8 protein-coding genes and 1 pseudogene are annotated in these 13,983 nt (G+C 66.7%); all 9 read right to left on the bottom strand.

Annotation, left to right across the window (positions count from 1 at the left end; translation table 11 throughout):
- Positions 1-62: 62 nt before the first annotated feature.
- Positions 63-392 (bottom strand): cytochrome C oxidase subunit IV family protein, encoded by a 330-nt coding sequence (locus tag DK389_RS06970; protein ID WP_109888370.1) that lies wholly within the window; start codon positions 390-392, stop codon positions 63-65.
- Between the two features lie 11 nt (positions 393-403).
- Positions 404-1,126: a heme-copper oxidase subunit III family protein gene (locus DK389_RS06965; protein ID WP_109888368.1), complete on the bottom strand. Its 723-nt coding sequence runs from the start codon at positions 1,124-1,126 to the stop codon at positions 404-406.
- Positions 1,127-1,141: 15 nt separating this feature from the next.
- Positions 1,142-1,843: a cytochrome c oxidase subunit 3 family protein gene (locus tag DK389_RS06960; protein WP_109888366.1), complete on the bottom strand. Its 702-nt coding sequence runs from the start codon at positions 1,841-1,843 to the stop codon at positions 1,142-1,144.
- Between the two features lie 7 nt (positions 1,844-1,850).
- Complete coding sequence (locus DK389_RS06955) at positions 1,851-3,605, bottom strand: cytochrome c oxidase subunit I (RefSeq protein ID WP_109896103.1); 1,755 nt, start codon at positions 3,603-3,605, stop codon at positions 1,851-1,853.
- A gap of 44 nt (positions 3,606-3,649) precedes the next feature.
- The gene (locus tag DK389_RS06950; protein ID WP_109888364.1) at positions 3,650-4,474 is read right to left on the bottom strand and encodes a cytochrome c oxidase subunit II; all 825 of its coding nucleotides are present in this window, start codon (positions 4,472-4,474) and stop codon (positions 3,650-3,652) included.
- Positions 4,475-4,569: 95 nt separating this feature from the next.
- Positions 4,570-5,361: a DUF2189 domain-containing protein gene (locus DK389_RS06945; protein ID WP_109888362.1), complete on the bottom strand. Its 792-nt coding sequence runs from the start codon at positions 5,359-5,361 to the stop codon at positions 4,570-4,572.
- Positions 5,362-5,691: 330 nt separating this feature from the next.
- Positions 5,692-7,758: a response regulator gene (locus tag DK389_RS06940; protein WP_109888361.1), complete on the bottom strand. Its 2,067-nt coding sequence runs from the start codon at positions 7,756-7,758 to the stop codon at positions 5,692-5,694.
- Complete coding sequence (locus DK389_RS06935) at positions 7,755-13,562, bottom strand: HAMP domain-containing protein (protein WP_236960688.1); 5,808 nt, start codon at positions 13,560-13,562, stop codon at positions 7,755-7,757. Before DK389_RS06935 ends, DK389_RS06940 begins: the two co-directional genes overlap by 4 nt.
- Before the next feature lie 313 nt (positions 13,563-13,875).
- A pseudogene (locus DK389_RS35520) lies at positions 13,876-13,962 on the bottom strand (DNA-binding response regulator); the annotation flags it as partial.
- Positions 13,963-13,983 lie beyond the last annotated feature (21 nt).

The raw sequence follows: 13,983 nt of genomic DNA, 5'->3' as shown, positions 1-13,983 counted from the left end.
AAGAAGAGCGTCCCGCAGCGCTTCGCGCCTTCACATTTGTCGCAGTCTCACGCCACGGCTGGTCAGCCGCCGGCGAAGGCAAGGCGGGTGAGGAGCGTGTAGCTCGCCTCGAACGTCATGATGGCCACGAAGACGAGGAGGGCTGCCGGTGGAACGAGGATCGCGTAGACGAGCGCGAGGCGCTCCCAGGCCATGTGCATGAAGACGGCGACGATCAGGCCGGCCTTCACGATCATGAACAGCAGGATCAGGAACCAGCGCAGGTACCCGTGCAGGTGGAAGTAGTCGACGAGGTAGGAACAGGCGCTCAGCACGAACAGCCAGCCCCAGACGAGGAGATAGAGCCGGATCGGGTGGGCCTGCCCGGTCTCGTGCGCTGCGCCGGCCGCCATGACTCGTCCTCCTACCAGAGATAGAACAGGGCGAAGATGAACACCCAGACGAGATCGACGAAGTGCCAGTAGAGGCCCGCGATCTCGACGTTCTCGTAGCGTCCGCGCTGGCTCGTGAAGAAGCCGCGCCGGCCGGAATCGAAATCGCCGCGCCAGACCTTGCGGGCGATGACGAGGAGCGCGATGACCCCGATCGTGACGTGCGTGCCGTGGAAGCCCGTGATCATGAAGAACGTCGAGCCGAACTGGTCCGCACCCCACGGATTGCCCCAGGGCCGCACGCCCTCGTGGATCAGCTTCGTCCATTCGAAGGCCTGCATCCCGACGAACATGGCGCCGAGGAGCGCCGTCAGCAGCATCAGGAGCGCGGTCTTCACGCGCTCGTGCCGGTAGCCGAAGGCGACCGCCATCGCCATGGTGCCGCTGCTTGAGATCAGCACGAAGGTCATGATCGCGATCAGGATGAGGGGCAGCTCGGTGCCGCCGATCTCGAGGGCGAAGACCTTGCTCGGGTTCGGCCAGGGCACGGTCGTCGACATCCGCACCGTCATGTAGGACAGCAGGAAGCAGCCGAACACGAAGGTGTCGCTGAGGAGGAAGATCCACATCATGGCCTTGCGCCAGGACGCGCCGCGGAAGGTCTGACGGTCGGCCGACCACTCGTCCGAGAGGCGCCGCCACTGGCTCGGCCGGGTCTCGGCGGGAGCGATCGAACGGAACGCGACGTCGGTCATGCTCTCCTCGCTTCCTCAGGCGGGGCCGCACAGGGCGTAGATCCAGCCCGACCAAGGCGTCCGGAACAGGAGCCCGAACAGGACGAGCCAGACGCCGAGCAGGGCATCGGCATAGAGGGCGCAAAGCCCCACGCCGAGGCGCGATGCCTCCGTTCCGGGCGCGGTCGCCGCGCGGGCCGTGATTGCGCAGAGGGCGACGAGACCGCCACCCACGTGAAGGGCGTGCAGGGCAGTGATCAGGTAGAAGAAGGCGCCCGCCGCACTGGCGTTCGGGCCGGCGCCGAGGTCGAGGAGCTGGCGCCAGGCGAGGCCCTGACCGGCGAGAAAGCCGAGCATCGCCGTCAACGCGGCGGCCAGCCAGAGCATCAGGGCGCTCCGCCCATCACGTTCCGCCGCGCCCTTCCCCCCGTGCAGCGCGAGGCTCGCCAGGGCGAGAAGTCCCGTCGTCAGCCAGAGGATGTGCGGATCGGGCAGGCTCTGCCAGGACTCCCGCGGGACGCGCATCCCGTAGGCCGCCACCAGCAGCGCGAAAAGCAGGCCGATCGCCGCCAGCAGCACCGACACGCCGAGCTTAGCGGCCGGGATCCGCATCGGCCCAGGCGGGAGATCGAGCGCTGCGCCGGTCTCTAGCCATGGCTTCGAGGCGAGCCGCTGCCGCGCCAGCCACCGGGCGGACAGGGCCGCGAGCGCGGCGAGGTAGACGAGCACGAGGGTCATGGCGCGCTCATGCGGGTGCCGCGGTGGAGATGGGGGACGGGCCCGGGATGCGTTCGGGCTGGTTCTGGGGGATGAAGTCTTCGGACGCGCCCGGCACGCTGTAATCGTAGGGCCAGCGGTAGACCACGGGGAGGTGCGCGCCCCAATTGCCGTGGGGCGGCGGCGTCGTGGGGGTCTGCCACTCCAGGGTGGTCGCCCGCCACGGATTGCCGCCGGCCGGCGCGCCGTGGGTCCGGCTGTGGACGAGGTTGTAGAGGAACGCGATCTGGGCGGCGCCGACGAGGAAGGCGACGACGCTGATGAAGGCGTTGAGCGTCGCGACCGAGGGCGTGGCGAAGCTGAGGCCCTCGATGTCGAAGTAGCGGCGCGGGACGCCCATCAACCCGAGATAGTGCATCGGGAAGAAGATCGCGTAGGCGCCGAGGAAGGTCGTCCAGAAGTGCAGGTGCCCGAGGCGCTCGTCCAGCATCCGGCCGCTGACCTTCGGATACCAGTGATACAGGCCGCCGAAGATGACGAGGATCGGCGCGACGCCCATCACCATGTGGAAGTGTGCGACGACGAACATCGTGTCGGAGAGCGGGACGTCGACCACCACGTTGCCGAGAAAGAGACCAGTCAGGCCGCCGTTTAGAAAAGTCACGATGAAGGCGATGGCGAACAGCATCGGCAGCGTGAGATGGATGTCTCCGCGCCAGAGGGTCAGGACCCAGTTGTAGACCTTGATCGCCGTCGGGATGGCGATGACGAGCGTCGTCGTGGCGAAGAAGAAGCCGAAATACGGGTTCATCCCGCTGACGTACATGTGGTGCGCCCACACGACGAAGCTCAGCGCCCCGATGGCGACGATCGCCCAGACCATCATCCGGTATCCGAAGATGTTCTTGCGCGCGTGCGTGCTGATCAGGTCCGAGACGATCCCGAAGGCGGGGAGCGCCACGATGTAGACCTCCGGGTGGCCGAAGAACCAGAACAGGTGCTGGAACAGGATCGGGCTGCCGCCGCCGTAGCGCAGGCGCTGCCCCGCCTCGATAATCGCGGGCATGAAGAAGCTCGTGCCGAGCAGGCGATCGAGGAGCATCATCACGGCGCCGACGAACAGCGCCGGGAAGGCGAGAAGCGCCAGGATCGTGGCGGTGAAGATGCCCCAGATGGTGAGCGGCATCCGCATCAGGGTCATGCCGGGCGCCCGCGCCTGGAGCACGGTCACGACGTAGTTCACGCCGCCCATCGTGAAGCCGATGATGAACAGGATCAGGGAGAGGAGCATCAGCACGATGCCCCATTCCTGGCCCGGCGTGCCGGAGAGGATCGCCTGCGGCGGGTAGAGGGTCCAGCCGGCTCCGGTCGGGCCGCCCGGCGCGAAGAAGCTCGCCACGAGGACGAGCACGGCGAGCAGGTAGATCCAGTAGCTCAGCATGTTGACGTAGGGGAACACCATGTCCCGGGCGCCGAGCATCAGCGGGATCAGGTAATTGCCGAACCCGCCGAGAAAGAGGGCGGTCAGCAGGTAGATCACCATGATCATGCCGTGCATGGTGATGAGCTGATAATATTCCTTCGGCCCGATCAGGGAGGCGACGCCGGGAAAGCCGAGCTGGAGCCGGATGAGCCAGGACAGGATCAGCGCGACAAGGCCGATCGCCAGCGCGGTCGTCGCGTACTGGACGGCGATGATCTTGGCGTCCTGGCTGAAGACGTACTTCGTCAGCCAGCTGTGCGGGTGGTAGAGTTCGACGTCGTCGATGCCCCCTTTCGGCAGGGGGGCACGGTTCCGAGCTGCGCGTCGGCCATCGGGCGCCTCCTTCACCGCTCCTGCGAGCCTGCCCGGCCCGCGGCCAGGCGCTTCTGACTGGCGACGCTCGCGAAGGTCTTCTGCTGGCCGAGCCACGAGCTGTAGGCCGCCTCGCCGTCCACGGTCACGCGGCCCCGCATGGCGTAGTGGCTGACCCCGCAGACCTCGTTGCAGAGGGCGTCGAAGGTGCCCGTCCGGGTCGGCGTGAACCAGAAATACGTGACCATGCCGGGGATGATGTCCATCTTGGCCCGGAACTCCGGCACGTAGAAATTGTGCACCACATCGGTCGAGCGGAGCAGGACCTTCACGGGCCTGCCGAGGGGCAGGTGCAGGTCGCCGTCGATGACGAGGTCGTCCCGCGCGGCCGTGTCCTTCGGATCGAGTCCGAGCGGGTTCTCGTCGCTGACATGCTCGATGCCGGAGGCGCCGAGCCGCCCGTCCGCGCCGGGAAGCCGATAGGCCCAGCGCCATTGCTGGGCGACGATCTCGATCTCGGTGGCGTTGGCCGGCACCCGCACGAACTGCCCCCAGACGATCAGCCCGGGCGCGAGCAGGGCGGCGACGCCGAGGGCGGTGACCACGGTCAGCCAACCCTCGAGGCGCCGGTTCTCCGGCTCGTAGGCCGCGCGCCGGCCCGGTCGGTGGCGGAAGGCGACCAGGCAATAGGCGACGAACAGGACGATCGCCGCGAAGGCGAGACCGGTGATCCAGAAGGTGATGATCAACGTGGAGTCGATGTAATTCCAGTTCGAGGCGATCGGCGTCCACCACCACGGGCTCAGGACATGGAAGGCGATCGATCCGAGGGCGATCAGGACGAGGATCAGCGCCAACACGGTTGCCTCCCGCACCTCATCTCACGGACGGATCACCCGGATCCCTTCGACGGAGGCACGGGCCTCGACGTCCTCCCGTTCGGGGCCGCCGCTCATGGAGCGACGGTGCGCCGGTACAGGTGCCACGTGGCGTGGCCGAGGATCGGCAGCGCCAAGGTCAATCCGACGAAGAGCGGCAGCATTCCCATCACGAGGCAGGCCGCCACGATGAATCCCCAGAGCACCATGATGCGCGGATTCATCCGCACTGCCTCGAGCGAGGTCTCGATGGCCGTGAGCGCGTCCGTCTCGCGGTCGACGAGGAGCGGCAGGGACACCACGCTCACCGCAAGGGCCAGCAGGGAGAAGGCGAAGCCCACGAGGTTGCCGATGATGATCAGGGTCCAGCCACGGCGGGTGGTGAGGACATCCTCGGCGAAGGCGAAGATCGTCTGGGGCTGCTCGTCACCGTAGATTGCCCAGTAGAGGCCCATCGCGGCGATGAGCCAGGCGATGAGGATCGCCATGAGGACGATGCCGACGGTGACGATCGCGCCGGCGGACCGCGCCCTCAAGGGGGCGTATGCGCGCGACCAGCCCACATCGAGCCCTGCCGCCCGGCGCCGGCTCAACTCGTACAGGCCGATGGCCGCGAACGGGCCGACGAGGGCGAAGCCCGAGGCGAGCGGGAACAGGAGCGGGATCAAATCCTGATCGAACGTCACGGTGGCGATGATCAGGCCTGCGATCGGATAGATCGCGATGACGAACAGGACGTGAGTCGGCATCGCCAGGAAATCCTCGACACCCTTCGAGAGGGCGTATCGCAGATCCTCTGTGCCGATCGTGCGCACGCCGGGGCGTGCCTTGACCTGTTGGGGGAAAACCGCACGCAGCGTTGCCATCGCAGAGCCCTCCAGCGGAAGACCGTTCACGACGACCGGGCGGGCACCGAGCCCGCGAAAGCCGCCGCCAATCGTGAGCGCGACTGCCGAGAACTATAACTTACTTTGACGTCCTATTTCCAGAGCTTTTCATGGAGGTGGTGACAAAGATAAGCATTTGTGAAGTTGCGCGTCCAAACTCTTCGAAACGGCAACGCTCCGGCGGCGAAATGCGCGGCCCGGACGGACGAGGATCTTGGTAGCGGCTGAATCACGTCGTGCGAATGCGCGACCGTGCGTCCGCGCGCTCGCGAATAGCCTTTCGCCGACCGTTGGGGTGCGAGCCCGGCCTCAGTGAGCGCAGCGCTCGCGCGACGGGGCGATCTTGCTCAGAGCCGCCTCCAGATCGGAGGTCCGATACGGCTTCTGCAAGATGTCGAACTCGCTCGGGTCCTGATCTTCGCGAAGGTAGCCGGAGGTGAGGAGCACCGAGACGGCCGGCCAACGAACCCGGATGATCCGGCCGAGTTCGAGGCCGGTGATCGCGCCCGGCATGTTCACGTCGCTGAAGACGAGGTGGACGTCCGGATTCGTCTCCAGCGTGCGCAGAGCGTCCTCGCCGTCCTTCGCGTCGATGACCCGGAAGGCGAGGGATTCCAGGGCGGAGATCGCGATCTGGCGGACGTCGGCGTCGTCCTCGACCACGAGCACGATCTTGCCCTCGCCCGTCACCGCGTGCCCGGCGGAGGGCGCCGGCCGGTCCGAAAGCCCGGTCGCCTCCCCGACGAAGGCCGGCAGCGCGACCGTGATCGTGGTACCCTGATCGGGCACGCTGTCGATCGCGATCGTGCCCCCGCTCTGCTGGACGAAGCCGTAGACCATGCTGAGGCCGAGGCCCGTGCCCTTGCCGGCTTCCTTGGTGGTGAAGAAGGGCTCGAAGACGCGGGCGAGGACGGATGGCGGCATGCCGGTTCCGGTATCGGTGACGGCGATCTCCACGAACGGGACCCGAGCACCCTCGGAGGCCGCGTCATTCCGGGCCCGCACCGACAGGTCGAGCCTGCCGCCTTCCGGCATGGCGTCGCGCGCATTGACGGCGAGGTTGATGAGCGCCGCCTCCAGTTGTGCGTGATCGACGCGGACGGGCGGGATCCCCGCGTCCATCGTCAGCGTCACGCTCACGCGCTCGCCGAGCGTCCGCTCCAAGAGCTTGACCAGCCCCGGCATGAAGGTGGCGAATTCCAAGAGCTTCGGCTGCAGCGGCGAGCGGCGCGAGAAGGTGAGGAGGCGGCTCGTCAGTTCCGCGCAGCGCTGCGCGCCGTCGAGGGCGTGCTCGATCCGGCGCGAGACCTTCTCGTCGGGCGGCAGAGCGCGCTGCAGGAGATCGAGATTGCCGATCACGATGCCCAGCATGTTGTTGAAGTCGTGGGCGATGCCGCCGGTGAGCCGGCCGACTGCCTCGAGCTTCGACGCGTGCAGCAGGCTGAGTTCGAGTTCCTTGCGGTCGGTCACGTCGAACCAGACGCCGAAGAGTTCGGCCGGAACACCGTCCTCGCTCCGGTTCAGCACGATCTGATCGAGGATGTGGCGCTCCTCGCCGTCGGCATTGCGCCAGCGGTACTCGATCGCGACGGTGCCGTTATCGCCGATCGTGTCCAGCGCGGCGAGCGCCCGGTCCCGGTCCTCGGGGTTCAGCCGCGACTGCCACAACCCGCCGGCCGCGAACGCCTCGCGCGAGAAACCCGTGATCCGGGCGATGCTGTCGCTCGTGAAGTTCAGGCGGCGGTCCGCCTCGCCGACCGAGGCGGTGTAGAGGGCGATCGGCAACCCGCGCAGGACGGCCGATTGATGCTCCTCCTGCCGGCGCAGGGCCCGCTCCGCCTCGAGCTTCTCGCCGCGCACGCGGAGGTTCTCGAGGAGCAGCCGCTTCTCGGCGGCGGCCTTGCCCTTGATCTCCTCGGTTTTCCGGTAGAGGTCGACGAAAATGTCGACCTTCGACTTCAGGACCAGGGGCTGGATCGGCTTGAAGACGTAGTCGACGGCCCCCGCCGAGTAACCCCGGAAGATGTGGATGTCGTCCTTGTTGTGCGCCGTCAGGAACACGATCGGCACCCGGGAGGTGCGCGGCCGGCTCCGGACCAGCGCGGCGACTTCATAGCCGTCCATCCTCGGCATCTGCACGTCGAGGAGGATCAGCGCGAAATCCTCCCGCAGCGTGCGGCGCAGGGCCTCCTCGGGCGTATCCGCGAGAACGAGCTCCAGGCCCGGCTGATCGAGCACCTCGGATGCCGCCAGCAGGTTGCGCCGGTCGTCGTCGACGATCAGGATCTTGGCACGGATCGCGCGGTGCTCCGCCTCCGCCGGCAGATCGTCCGCGGGCTCCGGAAAGCTCAGAGGCAGCGGCGGATAATCCATCATTGGACGCGCGTGCCCTCGTCCGAGAGAGGCGGCGCGCCCGCGTTCACGCTGTGGGCTCCGTTGCCGCGGCGCTCGAGCTGGACGCGGAGCACGGCAAGAAGCTGGTCGATGTCGACGGGCTTGGACACGTAGTCGGACGCGCCCGCCTCGATGCACTTCTCCCGGTCGCCCTTCATCGCCTTCGCCGTGACGGCGATCAGCGGAAGGGTCCGGAACGCATCGTGGCTGCGGATTTCCCGCATGGTCTCGTAGCCGTCCATCCCGGGCATCATAATGTCCACGAGCATCGCGTCCACATTCGGATTCGCCTTCAGGAGCTCGATTCCGTCGCGCCCGTTCTCCGCAAACAGAACCTCCAAGCCGTACTGCTCCAATGCGCTGGTGAGCGAGAAGATGTTCCGCACGTCGTCGTCGACGAGGATGATGCGGCAGCCCTGGAGCGACGTGGATTCTTTCCGCGAAACGATGATCTGCTCCTCCGCCGGTACGGTGGCGATCGTGCGATGGAGGAAGAGGGCCGTCTCCTCCAGGAGCCTCTCTGGCGAGGTTGTGTCCTTGATGATGATGGTCGAGGCCGACTGCTTCAGCTGCTTCTCCTCGACGGAGGTGAGCTCCTTGCCGGTGTAGACGATGATCGGCAGTTCCTCGCCACCCTCGATGCTGCGGATCTGTTCGATGAGGTCGGCACCGCCCATGTCCGGCAGGCCGAGGTCGATGATCGCGCAGTCGAAGCGGCCGCCGTTGACGGCCTCGAGCGCCGCCGACGCGGTAGAGAATCCGCAGACGTTCACGTCCTCGTCCTTGAGGAGCGCCGTGACGCTGGCGCGCTGGTTCTCGTCGTCCTCGACGAGCAGGAGATTGCGGACCGGCCGCGTGATGAAGTCCTTCGATCGCTCCAGCGCCTTCAGCAGGCCCTCCCGGTCGACCGGCTTCTCCAGGAACCCGAATGCGCCCGCGCGCAGGCCGCGCTTCTTCTCGTCGTTGACCGAGATGACGTGGATCGGGATGTGCCGGGTGCGGGCGTCATTCTTGAGGAGGTCGAGCAACGCCCAGCCGTCCATGTCGGGCAGGCCGATATCGAGGGTGATGGCGTGCGGCTTGTAGCGGTGCGCGAGCCCGAGCGCCGCCGCCCCGTCCTGCGCGATCAGCCCCTTGAAGCCGCGCTCCCGCGCCAGTTCGAGGAGGACGGAGGCGAACATCGCGTCGTCCTCGATGATGAGCACGAGGTGGTCGCCGTTATGGATCGCGTGGCGATCGTCGGCCGAGGCCGAGAGCGCGGTGGCCGCGGAGAGCTGGCGCGCGCTGAGCGGGGCGGCCCCGTCGCCGAAGTCGATCGTCCGGCCGATGCCGGCGGAGGCCGGCGGCTCGAAGGGCAGGAACAGCGTGAAGGTGCTGCCCTCACCCGGCCGGCTGTCGAGGACGATCTCGCCGCCGAGGAGGCGCGCGATCTCGCGACTGATCGCCAGGCCGAGACCGGTGCCGCCGTACTTGCGGCTCGTGGTGCCGTCGGCCTGCTGGAACGCTTCGAAGATGATCCGCTGCTTGCCCTCCGGGATGCCGATGCCGGTGTCGGTCACGGCGAGCGAGAGCCACTGGCTGCCGGCTCGCAGAGGCGAGCCCTCCGCCGAAGCGATCCGCAGCGTGACGCCGCCCTTCTCGGTGAACTTGAAGGCGTTCGACAGGAGATTGCGCAGCACCTGCTGCAGGCGCTTCGCGTCCGTGCGCACGACCCGCGGCAGCCCCGGCGCGAGGTCGATCTCGAAGGCGATCTGCCGCTCAATCGCGAGTTGCCGGAACGTCCGCTCCTGGTGATCGACGAGGTCCTGCAGGGCGATGTCGCCGAGTTCGAGGGAGACGGTGCCGGACTCGATCTTGGACAGGTCGAGGATATCATTGATGAGCGAGAGCAGGTCCGTCCCAGCGGCGTTGATGGTCTTGGCGAATTCCCGCTGCTTGTCGCTCAGGTTGCCGTCGCGGTTCTCGGACAGGAGCTTCGAGAGGATCAGGAGGCTGTTGAGCGGCGTGCGCAGCTCGTGGCTCATGTTGGCCAGGAACTGCGACTTGTAGCGGGAGGTCAGCGCCAGCTGCTCGGCCTTCTCCTCCAGAGCCGTCTTGGCGACGGAGACCTCGCGATTCTTGCCCTCGACCTCCTTCTTCTGAATCTCGAGGAGGCGCGCCTTCTCCTCCAACTCCTCGTTCGTCATCTGCAGGCGCTCGCGCTGGCTCTTCAGCAGATCCTCGGATTGCTGCAGGGAGGCGGCCTGGAGTTCCAGCCGGTCGTTCGTCTTCTTCAATTCCTCCTGCTGGCTCTGCAACTCGCTCGTCAGGAGCTGCGACTGCTTGAGCAGGCCCTCGGTGCGCATGTTCGCCGCGATCGTATTGAGCACGATGCCGATCGATTCCGTGAGCTGGTCGAGGAAGGATTGGTGCGCCTCGCTGAACCGGTTGAACGAGGCGAGCTCGATCACGGCGCGCACGTCCTGCTCGAACAGGACCGGCAGCACGATGATGTTGAGGGGTGGCGCTTCGCCGAGCGCCGAGCCGATCGTGATATAATCGCCCGGCACGCTGGTGAGCAGGATGCGCTTCTTCTCGTAGGCGCATTGCCCGATCAGGCCCTGGCGCATCCGGTAGCGGTTCGAGAGGTTCTTGCGCTCGGTGAAGGCGTAGCTCGCCACCAGTTCGAGCGAGGGCTCGGTGCCCTCGTTCTCCACCATGTAGAACACGCCACGCTGCGCGTTCACGAGCGGCGCGATCTCGGACAGGATCAGGTTCGAGACCGTGGCGAGATCGCGCTCGCCCTGCAGCATGCGGGTGAACTTGGCGAGGTTGGTCTTCAGCCAGTCCTGCTCGGCGTTCTTCAACGTCGTGTCGCGCAGGTTGCGGATCATCTCGTTGATGTTGTCCTTCAGCGAGGCGACCTCGCCGGAGGCTTCGACCGAGATGGAGCGGGCGAGGTCGCCCTTGGTCACGGCGGTGGCCACCTCCGCGATGGCGCGCACCTGGGTCGTGAGATTCGCCGCCAGTTGGTTCACGTTGTCGGTGAGGTCGCGCCACAGGCCGGCCGCGCCCGGCACCCGCGCCTGTCCGCCGAGCTTGCCCTCGACGCCCACCTCGCGGGCGACGTTCGTGACCTGATCGGCGAAGGTGGCGAGCGTCTCGATCATCTCGTTGACGGTGTTGGCGAGCGCCGCGATCTCGCCCTTGGCGTCGACCGAGAGCTTGCGCTTGAGATCGCCCTGCGCCACCGCCGTGACGACGCTCGCGATGCCGCGCACCTGCCCGGTGAGGTTCGCGGCCATCATGTTCACGTTGTCGGTGAGATCCTTCCAGGTCCCGCCGACGCCGCGCACCTGGGCCTGACCGCCGAGCTTGCCCTCGGTGCCGACCTCGCGGGCGACGCGGGTCACCTCGGACGCGAAGGAGTTGAGCTGATCCACCATCGTGTTGATGGTCGATTTCAGCTCCAAGATCTCGCCGCGCACGTCGACGGTGATCTTCTTCGAGAGGTCGCCGTTGGCGACCGCCGTGGTGACCTCGGCGATATTGCGGACCTGCCCGGTGAGGTTCGCGGCCATCATGTTCACGTTGTCGGTGAGGTCCTTCCAGGTCCCGCCGACGCCGCGCACTTGGGCCTGACCGCCGAGCTTGCCCTCGATGCCCACCTCGCGGGCGACGCGCGTGACCTCGGAGGCGAAGGAGTTCAGCTGGTCCACCATCGTGTTGATGGTCGATTTCAGCTCCAGGATCTCTCCCTCGACCGCGACGGTGATCTTCTTCGAGAGATCGCCGTTGGCGACCGCCGTCGTGACCTCGGCGATGTTGCGGACCTGCCCCGTGAGGTTCGCCGCCATCATGTTCACGTTGTCCGTCAGTCCCTTCCAGACGCCGCCGACGCCCTTCACTTGGGCCTGACCGCCGAGCTTGCCCTCGGTGCCGACCTCGCGGGCGACGCGCGTGACCTCGGACGCGAAGGAGTTCAGCTGGTCCACCATCGTGTTGATCGTCAGCTTCAGTTCCAGGATCTCGCCGCGCACGTCGACGGTGATCTTCTTGGAGAGGTCGCCGTTGGCGACCGCCGTCGTCACGTCGGCGATGTTGCGGACCTGGCCGGTGAGATTGGCGGCCATCAGGTTCACGTTGTTCGTGAGATCCGCCCAGGTCCCGGCCACGCCCTCGACCCGGGCCTGTCCGCCGAGCTTTCCGTCCGAGCCCACCTCCTTGGCGACGCGGGTCACCTCGGAGGCAAAGGAATTCAGCTGATCCACCATCGTGTTGATGGTGTTCTTGAGCTCCAGGATCTCGCCGCGTACGTCGACGGTAATCTTCTTCGAGAGGTCGCCGTTGGCGACGGCGGTGGTGACCTCGGCGATGTTCCGGACCTGTCCGGTCAGGTTCTCGGCCATCAGGTTCACGTTGTCGGTCAGATCCGCCCAGGTGCCGGCCACGCCCTTCACCTGGGCCTGTCCGCCGAGCTTTCCTTCCGAGCCCACCTCCTTGGCGACCCGGGTCACCTCGGAGGCGAAGGAGTTCAGCTGATCCACCATCGTGTTGATGGTGTTCTTGAGCTCTAGAATCTCACCCCGCACGTCGACGGTGATTTTTTTCGAGAGATCGCCATTGGCGACGGCGGTGGTGACCTCGGCGATGTTGCGGACCTGCCCCGTGAGGTTCGCCGCCATCATGTTCACGTTGTTGGTCAGATCCGCCCAGGTCCCGCCGACGCCTTCGACCTGTGCCTGACCACCGAGCTTGCCCTCGGTGCCGACCTCGCGGGCGACGCGAGTCACCTCGGAGGCGAAGGAGTTGAGCTGATCCACCATCGTGTTGATCGTGAGCTTGAGGGCCAGGATCTCGCCCTTCACGTCGACGGTGATCTTCTTCGAGAGGTCGCCCCGCGCGACCGCCGTGGTGACCTCGGCGATGTTGCGAACCTGGCTCGTCAGGTTCTCGGCCATCATGTTCACGTTGTCGGTGAGATCCTTCCAGACGCCGCCGACGCCCTTCACCTGGGCCTGACCGCCGAGCTTGCCCTCGGTGCCCACCTCCTTGGCGACGCGCGTGACCTCGGAGGCGAAGGAGTTCAACTGATCGACCATCGTGTTAAAGGTCGACTTGAGGTCGAGGATCTCGCCCTTCACATCGACGGTGATCTTCTTCGAGAGGTCGCCGTTGGCGACGGCGGTGGTGACTTCCGCGATGTTGCGGACCTGGCCCGTGAGGTTCGCGGCCATCAGGTTCACGTTGTCGGTGAGATCCTTCCAGGTCCCTCCGACGCCCTTCACCTGGGCCTGACCGCCGAGCTTACCCTCCGAGCCCACCTCGCGGGCGACGCGGGTCACCTCGGAGGCGAAGGAGTTGAGCTGGTCCACCATCGTGTTGACGACCTTGCCGATCCGCAGAAACTCGCCTCGGAGCGGGCGGCCTTCGATCTCGATCTGCATGGTCTGGCCGAGATCGCCCTTGGCGACGGCGCCGATGACGCGCGCCACCTCGGTGGTCGGCTGGACGAGATCGCCGATCATCGAGTTCACCGAGTCGATGCACTCGATCCATCCGCCCGTCGCGGCGGGCAGCTTGCCCCGCTCGCCGATGCGCCCATCCTTGCCGACCGTGCGGGCGACGCGGTCGAGTTCCCGCGCGAGGCCCTCGTTCAGCTCGGCGATGTCGTTGAACGCCTCCGCGATCTCGCCGTCGATCCCCGTCAGGTCGAGCGGCAGCCGCACCGAGAAGTCGCCCCTGCGGAAGGCCCGCAGGCTCTTCAGGAGGAGCTTCGGCTCGAGCTGGGTCGATGTGGGCGTCATGCGGACTGACCTTCGGGCATCGGAGCGCGGCCGCGCGCGGCCGCGCGCCAATTGCAGGCGCTGATCCGCTGCTGGTAAGCGCGTGCATGAAGGCGAGCAAGCGCAACTGGCGGTTGCTGCTAACGAGCGGTGAGGACGGCGGAGGATCGCCGCGCCGCGGGGATGGACGACCTTGGGGCCCGGATGCGTGCCGCGGTGGGCCGCCGCCCGACTCGCAGCGGGCAAGCGTCCTGTCGAAATCGAGAGAGGCGGCGCAGAGCGCCACCTGCGTGCGCTTGCGAACCCCGAGCTTGCGCATGATCTCCGAGACGTGGGCCTTCACCATCGAGTCGCTGATACCGAGCCTGAAGGCGATCTGCTTGTTGATCAGTCCACGCTTGATCAGGGTGAGCACGTTCATCTGCGCGGGCGTCAGCGAGCC

The organism is Methylobacterium durans (assembly GCF_003173715.1).
Lineage (GTDB): Bacteria > Pseudomonadota > Alphaproteobacteria > Rhizobiales > Beijerinckiaceae > Methylobacterium > Methylobacterium durans.
The sequence above is the reverse complement of the archived record's forward strand: the minus strand, read 5'-3'. Positions and strand labels throughout refer to the sequence as shown.